The following is a 12885-nucleotide window of genomic DNA, read 5'->3' as shown; positions in this document are numbered from 1 at the left end:
TGTGATGTCTTTTTAAAAGAGGGAGCCCGTATTTTGGACGAGTTGAAAAACATTATCAGGGATGTTCAGGATTTTCCCAAGAAGGGAATTGTTTTCAAGGATATAACAACGCTTCTTTCAGACGGAAGAAGCTTTCACCGCATGGTGGATCTGATCGCTCATCGTTACATCGGTCAGCGTATTGACAAGGTCGTCGGTGTCGAGGCGAGGGGTTTTGTTCTGGGATCTGCCCTGGCTTATAAGCTTGGGGCTGGCGTCACACTGGTTCGTAAGCCCGGGAAGCTTCCCTATAAAACTCGTGGTAAGAGCTATCAGCTAGAGTATGGATCCGATATGCTGGAGATCCATGAAGATGCTTTCAAGGAAGGCGACCGGGTCATTATTGCCGACGACCTGCTCGCTACTGGCGGAACTATGGTGGCCGTTTATGACCTGGTGACTGAATTGGGAGCCGAGGTAATAGAGTGCGCTTTCATGGCTGAATTGGCTTTTCTGGAAGGACGCAAGAAACTTCCGGAGGATAAAGTTTTCAGTCTACTGACTTTTTAGGAAAAAAACCTTGTCAACCCTATTCCTCTGAAGTATAAAATAGGCGGTTTGAGCATCAGGCCCCGTAGCTCAGCAGGATAGAGCAACCGCCTCCTAAGCGGTAGGTCGTGCGTTCGAATCGCGCCGGGGCCGCCATCTATAAAGACCTGCCGGAATGGCGGGTCTTTTTCATTGATGTGGATTGTGTGGGGGAAGAGTGCTTCTGAAGGGAACTCTCGTCAATATTGCTGCCGTTATATGCGGGTGCGCCATCGGACGCAGCATTGGTCACCTTTTGTCTGACAGAATGCGCAATACCCTTATGTGCGCGCTCGGTTTGGCTGTCCTGTTGATCGGACTTCAGTTGGCCCTGCAGAGCCAGCACCCGCTTATTCCCATCGGCAGCCTGATTCTCGGTGGGCTGGCAGGAGAGTTGGCTCGCTTGGAACACCGTTTGGAAGTTTTTGGCCAACACCTTCAGAGTCGCTTTTCGGGATCAGGTAAGATTGCCGAAGGATTCGTTACAGCGAGTCTTTTGTATTGTGTTGGCGCCATGGCCATCATGGGGGCCATCCAGGAAGGTTTTGGCGAAAAACCATCGATTCTTTACGCCAAGGCGGCCCTTGACGGGATTGCTTCGATTGCACTGACCTCGACGTTGGGTGTCGGGGTTGTTTTTTCGATAATTCCCCTTTTCCTTTATCAAGGTGGTCTTACCCTGCTGGCCGGTCTTGCCAAGACCGTACTGACGACTTCTGTCATGACAGAAATGAATTCAGTCGGTGGTTTACTTATCATGGCTATTTCTTTTGACCTCCTCGGCATAAGGCGGCTTCCTGTCGGCAACATGCTGCCATCCATCTTTATGGCTATTGCTCTCATGTGGAGTTTCGGGCTTGCCTGAACAATCTGTGCTCGTAATTTCTCGCGAAATTGCTGATGACGCTGGCCAAGAAGTGTCAATATTCTGTTGGCATAGCACATAAACGACATTCCGCGAATTGAGGAAAAAAGGACAACTCAAAACAGTCTCTAAGTAATTACTGGGGCTTATTCTTTTTTGCTAACACTTTGACGGACTTTTTTCTTGGGTGTCGGTCAGATTGGCGTGAACTTTGCTGGATAGCTTGGATATGTGGCGGCTTTTCGGGTACTTAAAAGTTCAGGAGAAGGAAAGGCATGACCTTTAACAAAAATGAAGAATGGCCCAATGTCTCACGTCGCAGGTTCTTGGCAGCAGGCGCTTTTTCTCTGGTGGCTTTAGGGTTTCCGGGGCAGGCCCTGGCCCAGTTTCAGAAATTTACCTCTGGGGAAAAGACGATCTCTTTGCACAATATTCACACGGGGGAAAGGCTGAACAAGGCTGTATTTTGGGCTGATGGTGAATACGTTCAGGAAACGCTTTCCGACATAGATTATCTTCTTCGGGATTACCGGAACGGTGAAGTCAAGAACATAGATGTCCAGCTGCTTGATATGTTGTATGAGGTGCGTCAGAAAACAGACGGTTTTCGTCCCTATCAGGTAATATCCGGCTACCGTTCACCAGAAACCAACGCGTTTTTGGCTCGTACCAGTTCTGGGGTTGCATCGAAGAGTCTTCATCTCGAGGGCCAGGCTGTCGATATCAGACTCCCGGGAGTTGACCTTCTGAACCTTCGTAATGCAGCTCTTTCTCTCAGATCTGGAGGGGTGGGCTATTATCCCAAGTCACAGTTCGTGCATATGGACACGGGGTCCCCACGGTCCTGGTAACCATCCTCTTTAGCGCCTCTCAATTTAGCGAATATAGGCTTCTGTCACATAACGACGCATCATGACATGCGTATTGAAATAATACGCATTTTTTCCGATGGCGTTTTTCATTACGCGGATCCATGCCTCGCGATCATGGTAAAACATGGGCATGATCAGATTTTCCAGTTTGTCATACAGGTCGTTGGCATCTTCATCGGAATGATTCTCTTGGCTGGGATTTTTTTCCGGTGGCGGCCCAATAGACCACCCCGTGACCCCCTCGATATGCCCCTCGATCCACCAGCCATCCAAGACACTGAAATTCGGCACGCCATTAAGGGCCGCCTTCATGCCGCTGGTTCCGGAAGCTTCAAGTGGACGTATGGGGTTGTTGAGCCATAGATCCACCCCGGGAAGCAGGCGATAGGCAACGTCCATGTTGTAGTTTTCCAGGTAGGCTATTTTGATTTTTGGATAGAGTGATTTTATCTGACCGATAATTTTCTGGATAAGCTGCTTGCCGGGGATATCTTTTGGGTGAGCCTTGCCGCCAAAAACCAGCTGCAACTTGCCTTCCCCCATCCGGGTGAGCCGCTCAATATCACTAAAGATAAGGTCGCCTCTTTTGTAGGTGGCAAACCGTCTTGCAAAGCCTATGGTCAAAACATCCGGATCCATTTCAGTCCCAGTAGTCTCCTGAATGTATTGAAAAAGATAGGCCTTGGCGCCACAGTGAGCTTCCCATAGCTCTTCGTCGGGAATATTGTCCACCCGGACAAGGAGTTCGGGCTCATGCGCCCAACTCGGAATGTACTTGTCAAAAAGAGTGACAAAATAGGGCGAAGCCCAGGTAAAGGGATGGACACCGTTAGTGATGGCGTGAATCTCAAACCCGGGAAAGAGCGATTTGGAAACCTCCCCATGCCTTTTCGCGACGCCGTTAACATAACGGCTTAGATTGAGGGCCAGCATGGTCATGTTCAACTCGTTCTTGCCAGCGAGTTCTTTCAACAGGGTGAGGGGTACGGGTTCTCCCATGATTTGCTGGATCATATCGTAGGGGAATCTGTCATGGCCCGCCTCAACGGGCGTGTGGGTTGTAAAAACACATTGCCCAAGAACATGCTGGGTGTCCCAGGCCGCCCGCTCATCCCAGGTTTCTTCGATAGGTCGCCTGGCACGACTCAACAGTTCAAGGGTCAGGAAGCTGGCATGCCCTTCATTCATGTGGTACTTGCGGATGGAGAAGCCCAAGGCGTCCAAGGCCCTGGCTCCTCCAATACCCAGGACAATCTCCTGCTTTAACCGATAGGTCAGATCGCCCCCGTAGAGATGGTCTGTGATACGTCTATCCTGCTCGACATTGCCGGGAATGTCCGTATCGAGAAAAAGTACTGGGACTTCACCCCCTGTTGGACTTTTAACCCGATAGAGCCAGGCCTGAACCTTAACATCTCGTTCCTCTATGGTTACGAGGACTTTGGTGGGAAGAAGTTCCATGAATGATTCGGGCTTCCAGTCCACGGGAAGTTCCTTCTGCCATCCCTCCTGATCAACAACCTGGCGGAAGTAGCCCTTCCGACTTGCCAGGGTGACAGCCACCATGGGAAGTTTCAGGTCTGCAGCGCTCTTAATGGTGTCGCCGGCGAGGATTCCCAACCCGCCGCTATAGGTGGGGATGTCTGCGGAAAGACCTATCTCCATGGAAAAGTAAGCGATTCGCGACTCTCTTGTATAGTTTTTCCAGTTCGTCATTGCGCATATCCTCTCGTCATATTCGCACCTTTTCAAAGGAGCTATTATACCACGTCAAAATGTTTCATGGTGATAGATAGAGATCGGTATTTGTCGGTCTGGTCAACCCTGACGCTGATGGTCGTAGAATATTCTCAAAAAGCTGCGGAATATTCTACTTCATGACTGCTGCGATCGAATCTTTTTTCGCTAACTGTTTGAAATTGCATATTTTAAAGAATGGCATAGATCATGATATACGTACAGGGTAACTATTCCTGATTTCCGCTCTAAAACGAGCACCAACCTATGGAGGATTAAATGAAAGTTTTCCTGTTTCTCTTGACTGCCGTTCTATTGTCACCGGTCTTCTCTTCAGCTTCTCCAGCTATGGATCACAGTAAAATGGACCATAGTAAAATGAACCATGCCGGCATGGACGCCAGTGGTCAAATGGTCGACCTGGGGTCGGTCACCGAAAATGGTGTAGAGGCCCTGGCTGAGATGAAAGATATTTCCAAAGCTATGGCGCAGATGGGCATGGAAGCCACGCACCATTTCATGGTTATGTTTGTGGATACCCAAAAGTATGAACCAATCGAAGAAGGAGTCGTTGCGTTGAAAATTACCTCACCGTCAGGAGTGACGAGCGGGGCTATTAAACTCATGGGAATGCATGGCGGCTATGGTGCCGACATTGCACTCAAGGAAAAAGGCACTTATACATTTCAGGTGGGCACCAAGCTGACCGACGGAGAGAAACGTCAGTTTCAATTCGAGTTCACTCAACAATAAATATCAACACAGAATATCGCCCCCAAAGTGCCTGTGCGGATTCTTTGGGGGCGATTTTTTTTGATGGTGAGATTTTGCATTTATGCAAAAATAAAAAAGTGTTTTTGATATAAATGCAAAGGCCTTGTCCTGATGGTTAAGTAGCCGGTAATGCACCATAAATTAGTCGTTAGGTCACATCCTTGGTTAGCTTTTCGGGGTATTCTCTTTTTGCTTCTGTGCGAAAAACACGCCTTAACATCTAATCTGTTAGGAATTCTCACCCCTGTAAGCATTCGTAATTAAACGCAAAAACACCCATACGACCAAAAGTAGAACGATGGTATGCCTTTTGCTGATAGTGAGTGTCAAATATCTTTTGGCCTCTATACAATGAAGAAGGGATTGCCATGAAAGCTATCGTTAACGGGAAAAAAATCAACTACAGTGTCGCAGGGCAAGGTAAAGCCGTCGTTTTGTTGGGTGGCGAGGAGCAGGCTCTTGCGCAGGAAAACCTTTTGGCGGAATCGGGGTATCGGGTGATTGTTCCCGATTTGTCGCAAACCGGCGAGTCAAGGGATTGCAGCCTGGCTGGGAAAGTGGTGGCCTTGATGAACTACCTGGGTACGGGACGTGCCGTTGTGGCCGCCAGTCATTTCAATGCTGAGCTGGTGAGGACTCTGATCGACAGGTATCCCCAGAGGTTTGCCGATGTGGTCATACTTGATGGCAGCACTGAAGAGAATACGGCAAATCTGGCAGCTCGTCTTCACCGGTTGCGTGGGGCAAGACAGTCGGGGGTCAGGCTAAGCAGGGTCGCCTGAGAAAAGTTTTCAGGGACTTTAAGGTATCATTTTTCAGGTTGACTTAGGCTGCTCCGGCAGGAGTTCTGCAATGCGGGCCATGACGCGGTCGACGATGAGGACGTGGGTTTCCTTGTTGTTCTCACTGGAAAACAGGTCTGAAAAGTCGATGGGGGCACCGAAAAGGGCCTGGGCCCGCTGTCCAACTCCTGGAAACTTCCAGTCATTGAGTCCTGTAAGCGCTACAGGGATGACAACGGGGCGGCTGTCGTAAATCAGCTTGCCGACACCGCGATTGCCTTTGCCGAGGGTGCCGTCTTTGTGGCGGGTCCCTTCAGGGAAAAGCATGACCTTTTCTGTTTGCAACAACTGAGAAATATTTTCACCGGCCCGCATGTCTCTCCCGCGTCGCACAGGAAAAGCTCCCCATGAACGGAACAGCCAACTCAAGAACGGATTGGTGAAAAGTTCCTCTTTGGCGGGGGCCCAGATCATCTGCAGGGGGAAGCGTCGAATGACTGCCCAGGGCAGAAAGACCGTCTCATAGCCTGATATGTGATTAGAGGCCAGGAGAACGCCGCCGGAGGAGGGGATGTTCTGCCACCCCTTCGTTGTGAAGCGATTGAGGCAGGATGCGTAAAATCCGATGACGTAAACACCGAGCAGAACCCACAGTCTTCTGATAATTGAAATGTTCAAGCCATCCTCCCCTGATTGAATTAAGAACCGCCTTTTTATAGCCTATTTGCCTACCACTGACAATCCCTGATATAAATCTGCGGGATTTATCCTTTAGTTTCCTTCCCGATCGGTGTATTTTCAAAACCATCGACTGTCTGGAAGGAACCTACCTCGTGAATAGTCTCCTGGTCATTTTTCGTATTTTTATTTTTATTGGTACGGCAACCAGTATCCTGTGGCTCTCTCTTGATCCCGATCCTCCGGTGCCTTCCTGGGAAGTTTTGTCGTGGGATAAGCTTCAACATGCCTTGGCCTATGCGGTGCTTACCCTGACTGCCGGAGGTCTCGTACAAGTTTTCAAACGACCTCTTTGGGTGACCTGGGCCGCAGCCTTTACCCTATCTCTGGGGTTTGGTGTGATCGTTGAAATCTTGCAGAAATATCTGACCAGTAATCGTCGGTTCGAGACCTTGGATATTCTGGCGGACGGTATTGGTGCTCTGCTGACCGCTACTTTCGCCTTCTGGTGGAAGCGATCACGTGCATACAGCAGGGGAAGTGACCAATGAAAGCCACTTTCCTGGCCCGGGATAGTATTCTTGATGAGGCGCAAGCGGGTGCTTTGCTCCTGACCGTGAACAAGAGGCTGGCGCGACAGTTGCGTCAAGCCTTTGATGAGCGGATGGAGCAGGAAGGGCGATTGGCGTGGCGAACCCCTGAGATCCTCAGCCTGGATGCCTGGCTCAAAAGGACATTTACCTCTTTTGCCGAAGGTTGGCAGTTTCTTGGACGATTTCCCGCCCTTTACCTCTGGGAGCGAATCATCGAAGAGGATATCAAGGTCACAGGCAACGATCTTCTCCATACCGCTAAAACGGCTGTCCAGGCGGCTGAGGCTCATCAACTCCTGCAGGACCATGGTCTGGAGGTCGAGACGTCGAATCTCACTGCGGACCAGAAGGCTTTCTGCCGATGGCGCCGGGCCTACATAAATAAATGCGCGGCCGATCGATGGGTCGACACCGCCGGCCTGCTTGATTTCATCCTCCCGAGGATTCGTGACAAACAGAGCGTTTTCCCCGACAACGTTTTGTTTGTTGGATTCGATGATATTTCCCCGCAACTCGTTGCCCTCAGCCAGGAACTCATGCTCGCCTGTGACGGTGAGGCCCGATTTATCAGTGTTCTGGGAGAAACAGGTATTCTGTCGATGCTCTCCTGCCAGGATCGGCAGGCGGAAGTCCGCGCCGCGGCCCTATGGGCCAGAGAATTGCTGGCCGCGGGAGAGACCCAAATAGGTGTCGTCGTACCTGATCTGCCTCGATATCAGCGCCTTATTGAGCGAATTTTCACGGCTGAGGTCGATCCCCGTTCCTTGATGGACCCTGGCATGGAAGAGGGAAGCTTCACACTCTCTCTTGGCGACCGTGCCAGCCATAAGGGGCTGATTTTTTCAGCTCTTAAAATTCTGGAGCCCGCCTTGCGTCTGTCCATGGACGATGCGAGTTTCCTGCTTCGCACGCCCTACCTTTGGGGTAGTCAGCAGGAGGTTTTCACTCGCAGTCGCTGTGAACAGGGCTTGCGTTTTCTTCGGAAGACAGAGTTTTCTCTGGCCCGTCTTGAGAGTTACTGCCGGTCGCAGACCTTTTCACCGTGCCCCCATATGGCCGACATATGGAAAACTCTCCGAGAATTCAGAGGCGAGAAACTGCGTCAATTGCCCGGAGCCTGGGCTACTACCTTCTCCCGCCTGCTCACTGCCGTGGGCTGGCCCGGCGAAAGATCGCTAAACAGTGAGGATTACCAGCTTTACAAAGCCTGGCAGGAAAAAATCCTGCCGCAATTGGCCTGTCTCGATGGCGTCAGTTCTCCTATGTTATATGGACAGGCTTTCAATCTTCTGCGGCGAATTGCTTCTGAAACGGTTTTTCAACCTGAAGGTCCTCAAAGTCCGCTGCAGATCATGGGATTGCTGGAATCCGCCGGCCTTCAGTTCAATCATCTCTGGGTCATGGGCTTAGATGAAGGCTCGCTGCCGGCCCGAGCGCGGCCCAATCCTTTTTTGCCAATTACTCTGCAGGTTGTGCATCAAATGCCCCATTCCAGTAGCGAACGTGAACTGGATTACGCCAATCGAGTCTGCTCCCGCTTGTTTCAATCGGCGCCGCACATTACTCTGAGCTACCCGCAGTGGGAGGGGGACTGCCTGTTGCGCCCCAGCCCTTTTGTTGCCATGGTGCCCCCCACGAACTTTCCGACTGTTCTAAGTCAGGACCCTGTCAACGTTCTCCATTCTGCTGGCATCGACCTGGAGACTCTCGTTGATCAGACCGGCCCCCCCTTGTCAGAGGATGAGGATGTCAGTGGCGGCACCAATCTGTTGAGGGACCAGGCCCTTTGCCCTTTCAGGGCTTTTGCCCACCATCGCCTGCGTATCAAGGTTCCCCAGGCAGGTACTCTTGGCGTCGATGCGGGCACACGGGGAAATCTCCTGCATGCGGTTCTGGAAAAGTTCTGGTCGATTACCTGTGATCACGCTGGCCTTGTCGCTTTGAGTCTTGAAGAACTTTCCCGTCGCGTTGAAACCTGCGTTCAGGAGGCGGCCAGCCGTTTTTTTCCTGAAAACGATCTGGATATCCCTCTTTTTGTCCAAAACCTTGAAAAAGAGCGCGTGAAAAGGCTTGTCCTTTTGTGGTTGACCGATGTTGAAATGTCGCGGGTTCCTTTTTCCGTGATGGCAGTGGAGTCACGACAGGTGGTACCGGTCGGCCCCCTTTCCCTGGAAGTTCGGGCCGACCGGGTAGACCGTCTGAACAATGACAGTCTGGTGATCATCGATTACAAAACCGGGCGACCTGAACTGAACGGACTTCTTGACAGGCCTCTGCTGGAGCCGCAACTTGCCATCTATGGTCTGAATTCCGAAAAGGATTCACTCGACGGGGTTGCATTCGCCATTCTCAGATCCGATGAATGCGCTTTTAAAGGTATCTCCAGAAATGAAGGCATCTTGCCGCGGGTCGAATCCGTTGGCAATTGTAAGTCGCTGATACGACAGGGTGTTTCGGATTGGAATCAATTGCTTCAGCGCTGGTTCGAGGATTTGGAAAGCTTTGCGCGGGATTTTGCAGCAGGTGAGGCTCCCGTAAGGCCTGTTCACAGAATAAAGGCCTGTCGTTATTGCGACCTTCACCCTTTGTGTCGCATTCTCGAACAGGACCATACTGAGGAGGATGTCGATTGAATCAGATCCCAGCCCCCATTCTCTCGGATGCCCTGCAAAGAGAGCAGGGGGTCGATCCGCGCCGTTCCTTCATTGTCCAGGCGCCCGCCGGGTCGGGAAAGACCGAGCTCCTCATCCAGCGATTTTTGGCGCTGTTAGCTACGGTCAACCGCCCAGAAGATATCCTGGCGATTACCTTTACGCGAAAAGCGGCCGGGGAGATGAGGCACCGTCTGCTGGAAGCTCTGGGTGAGGCTGGTGACCCCAGACCTGAGAAACCCCATGCAGCCAGAACCTGGGAGCTTGCGCGTCAGGCCCTTGAACGAGACTGCGCTCTGGGGTGGAACATTTTGGCAAACCCGTCTCGGTTGACGATTCAGACGATCGACAGCTTCAATGCGTCCCTCGTCCGCCACATGCCCTGGCTGTCGCGACTTGGGGGGATGCCCGACATTGCCGATGATCCTGTTCCTTTGTACCGACGGGCCTGTCAAAAGGTGCTCGCAAGACTGCAGGACGATCAAAGGGGGAGTGAGGCTGTCCAAGACCTGCTTGCCCACCTCGACAACCGTATGGATACGCTGCAGGATCTTCTGGTCAGCATGCTGCCCCGACGCGACCAGTGGCTTCGTCACGTCGTAAAGGGGAATCCGCAGCGTGAGAGGGCAGAACTGGAACAAGCCCTGTCCCACTTGATTCAAAAATATCTCTCCCAACTTGCCGAAACCATACCCGAAGCGTTAAGAGCCGTTTTGCTGGAAGGGGTACGTTTTGCAGCGGAAAATCTCGCAAATGACAACGATCGCCCTCTAGGCACTTTGCGAAATATTACCGATTTCCCAGGTGATGACCCGACAGAACTGCCTGCCTGGAAGGGGTTGGCTGACTTGCTGTTGACCGCTAAGGGCGACTTTCGCCGCGCGCTTAATGTTACCGTGGGTTTTCCACCGGGCCATGGTTCCAGCAAGGAGATGAAAAAGGCCTTGAGTGAAGCTATCGCTGAGCTCGATGCCATTCCCGGTCTGGCGGAGCAGCTCAAAATGGTTTCTATGTTGCCACCAGCCGTTTATTCCGAGAAGGACTGGCAGACCCTGTCGGCACTCATCGATGTCCTGGTTCTTGCCGCGGCAGAACTCTGGCTTGTCTTCGGTCAAGAAAATCAAGCCGACTATAGTGAGATTGCCTTGAAGGCACTGGACGCCTTGCAGGAAGGGGGGCAACCTTCCGAATTGCTTTTAAAGCTCGACAGCAGAATTCAACACATCCTGGTCGATGAATTTCAGGACACCTCATTTCAGCAGTATTCTCTGCTGGAGGCCCTCACAGAAGGTTGGACTCCCGGTGACGGACGGACTCTTTTTGTGGTAGGCGATCCCATGCAGTCCATTTACCGCTTTCGAGAAGCCGAAGTAGGGCTTTTTCTAAAAGTCCGCCACAACGGCCTGGCTGGCGTGCCTCTTGAATCCCTTAATCTATGCACAAATTTTCGATCCCAGGAAAATATCGTTCACTGGATTAACGCCAGTTTTTCGACGCTTTTCCCTTGCCGGGAGGATGAAACCAAAGGGGCTGTTACCTACAGCATGGCCAATCCCATCCACCCCCCCTTGCCTGGGCGGGCCGTTACATTTCATCCGCTGGTCGGCAAAGATGCCCTAAAAGAAGCATCCCTTGTCGTGCAGATAGTGCAGGAAGTTCAGATTGACAACCCTACTGAAAGTCTTGCCATTCTGGTGCGTTCACGCAGTCACCTGCCAAGCATTCTTCTGGGCCTTCGCAAAGCCGGAATCAACTATCAGGCCCATGAGATCGATTCACTCCAGCAAAGAGCCGTGGCTCTCGATATTCTATCCCTGACCCGTGCCCTGCTTCATCCTGGCGATCGGTTGGCATGGCTCGCTGTCCTGAGGGCTCCCTGGTGTGGTTTGGCCTTGGCAGATCTGCATGTTTTGAGTCATGCGGGGGTACAAAAAACCATTCTCGAACAGGTTCAAGATCCTGAGACGTTAAAGCTCCTGTCGGAAGATGCCCAAAAACGCCTTCACCGCATTGGGCCGCTTCTTGCTCGCGGGCTCCGATATAAAGGACGAATTGATTTGCGGCAACTCGTCGAGAGCAGTTGGATGGCTCTCGGAGGGCCGGCCTGTGTCGACGCCACCGATCTGGCTGACGCCGATACGGTCTTTGCCCTTCTGGATCAGCATGATGCTGGCGGCGACATTGAATCGTTCGAGGCGCTGGAGGAAAGCCTGTCCAAACTTTTTGCCGCAGCGGACGCTTCAAGTGGAATCGGACTTCAGGTCATGACGATCCACAAAGCCAAGGGGCTTGAATTCGACACCGTGATTATCCCAGGACTTGGGCACCCGCCAAGACACAACAACAAACCTCTATTGCGTTGGCTGGAATCTCCTGAGTGGGGTCTGCTGTTGGCTCCTGTGGAGCCAACAGGTTCCAAAGGTAAAAACCCATTATTCGACCTTTTGGGCCGATTGGAACTGGACAAGGCAGATCAGGAGGTGATCCGTCTTCTCTATGTCGCAGCCACCCGCGCAAAAAATCGTCTGCATCTGGTCGGTCATGCTCAATGCAATCAGGAGGATACCTTTACGCCTGCAAGTGGATCTCTTTTGCAGAAATTATGGCCGGTGGTGGAGAAGGTTTTTGCAGGAATTTCCCAACATTCCGTCCTTTCTCACAAGGCGACCAGTGTTATCGAACGGGACTGGCCTATTCGGCGCTTGCCTGCCGCATGGGAATCGCCCCATTTCTCAGCTTCTTATTTTACATCCGATTCATTGGTTCACACGCCATCAGCCAGGGGGGATGAAGTCAGCCTTTTCTCCGGATGGGAAGCTGAAACAGCCAGACATGTAGGGACTGTCACACACGCCTATCTTGACGTCTTTGCCCGCGAAGGTCTTTCTTCGTGGACTGGTGATCGATTGGAGAAACGACGGAACGCAATTACCAAAGAGCTCAATGCTCTTGGCGTCCCCTTGGATGAGGCAGTTAAGGGGACGGAAAACGTCCTGCGTGCTTTGCGTGTCGCCCTGACCAGCGATCGGGGCCGCTGGGTCCTTGCCGACTACGAGCAAACTGAAACGGAAGTACCACTTTCAGGCGTGATCGATGGCCGGCAGGTACAGGCGGTCATTGATAGAAGTTTTGTCGATGCACAAGGTATTCGTTGGATCATCGACTACAAAGTCACAGAGGACACAGCCATGAAACCGGATCAGTTCATGAAAAAGGAAGCCGAGAAATACAAACATCAGCTTGCCACCTATGTTCGTCTCTGGTCCAACCTGGAGCCCTTACGCCAGGTGCGGTCTGCCCTTTATTTTCCGCTGTTTAACGGGTGGTGGGAATTGCAAGGGTAGCTCGGAGAGACTTTGTTTTCCC

10 protein-coding genes and 1 tRNA gene are annotated in these 12885 nt (G+C 51.8%); 9 read left to right on the top strand and 2 right to left on the bottom strand.

Annotation, left to right across the window (positions count from 1 at the left end):
- The first annotated feature begins 33 nt into the window (after positions 1-33).
- The 4 genes from AOP6_RS07985 (at position 34) to AOP6_RS07970 (ending at position 2283) form a co-directional block, all read left to right on the top strand.
- Complete coding sequence (locus AOP6_RS07985) at positions 34-549, top strand: adenine phosphoribosyltransferase (RefSeq protein WP_155876225.1); 516 nt, start codon at positions 34-36, stop codon at positions 547-549.
- Between the two features lie 58 nt (positions 550-607).
- A tRNA-Arg gene (locus AOP6_RS07980) sits at positions 608-684 on the top strand.
- A gap of 61 nt (positions 685-745) precedes the next feature.
- Positions 746-1432, top strand: coding sequence for a DUF554 domain-containing protein (locus AOP6_RS07975; RefSeq protein WP_155876224.1), 687 nt, complete (start codon positions 746-748; stop codon positions 1430-1432).
- A 275-nt stretch (positions 1433-1707) separates the two neighbouring features.
- Entirely contained in the window at positions 1708-2283 is a 576-nt protein-coding gene (locus tag AOP6_RS07970) for a DUF882 domain-containing protein (protein ID WP_155876223.1), read from the top strand.
- Positions 2284-2307: 24 nt separating this feature from the next.
- Here AOP6_RS07970 and glgP read toward each other — a convergent pair whose 3' ends face one another.
- Positions 2308-4020: an alpha-glucan family phosphorylase gene (gene glgP / locus AOP6_RS07965; RefSeq protein ID WP_155876222.1), complete on the bottom strand. Its 1713-nt coding sequence runs from the start codon at positions 4018-4020 to the stop codon at positions 2308-2310.
- 300 nt (positions 4021-4320) lie between these two features.
- Here glgP and AOP6_RS07960 point away from each other — a divergent pair, with 300 nt between their 5' ends.
- Complete coding sequence (locus tag AOP6_RS07960) at positions 4321-4794, top strand: hypothetical protein (protein WP_155876221.1); 474 nt, start codon at positions 4321-4323, stop codon at positions 4792-4794.
- 389 nt (positions 4795-5183) lie between these two features.
- Entirely contained in the window at positions 5184-5597 is a 414-nt protein-coding gene (locus AOP6_RS07955) for an alpha/beta hydrolase (RefSeq protein ID WP_155876220.1), read from the top strand.
- Between the two features lie 33 nt (positions 5598-5630).
- Here the strand turns inward: AOP6_RS07955 and AOP6_RS07950 are convergent, their stop codons facing one another.
- Positions 5631-6275: a lysophospholipid acyltransferase family protein gene (locus AOP6_RS07950; RefSeq protein ID WP_155876219.1), complete on the bottom strand. Its 645-nt coding sequence runs from the start codon at positions 6273-6275 to the stop codon at positions 5631-5633.
- A gap of 155 nt (positions 6276-6430) precedes the next feature.
- Here AOP6_RS07950 and AOP6_RS07945 point away from each other — a divergent pair, with 155 nt between their 5' ends.
- From AOP6_RS07945 to AOP6_RS07935, 3 genes are read left to right on the top strand one after another with little or no spacing between them, the layout of a single operon-like run.
- Positions 6431-6826: a VanZ family protein gene (locus tag AOP6_RS07945; RefSeq protein WP_155876218.1), complete on the top strand. Its 396-nt coding sequence runs from the start codon at positions 6431-6433 to the stop codon at positions 6824-6826.
- The gene (locus AOP6_RS07940) at positions 6823-9501 is read left to right on the top strand and encodes a PD-(D/E)XK nuclease family protein (RefSeq protein WP_155876217.1); all 2679 of its coding nucleotides are present in this window, start codon (positions 6823-6825) and stop codon (positions 9499-9501) included. The genes AOP6_RS07945 and AOP6_RS07940 overlap by 4 nt, the downstream gene beginning before the upstream one ends.
- On the top strand, positions 9498-12863 hold the full coding sequence (locus tag AOP6_RS07935) for a UvrD-helicase domain-containing protein (RefSeq protein ID WP_155876216.1): 3366 nt from the start codon (positions 9498-9500) through the stop codon (positions 12861-12863). Before AOP6_RS07940 ends, AOP6_RS07935 begins: the two co-directional genes overlap by 4 nt.
- The last annotated feature ends 22 nt before the right edge of the window (positions 12864-12885 follow it).

It is taken from the genome of Desulfuromonas sp. AOP6 (assembly GCF_009731355.2).
GTDB lineage: Bacteria > Desulfobacterota > Desulfuromonadia > Desulfuromonadales > SZUA-540 > SZUA-540.
The sequence above is the reverse complement of the archived record's forward strand: the minus strand, read 5'-3'. Positions and strand labels throughout refer to the sequence as shown.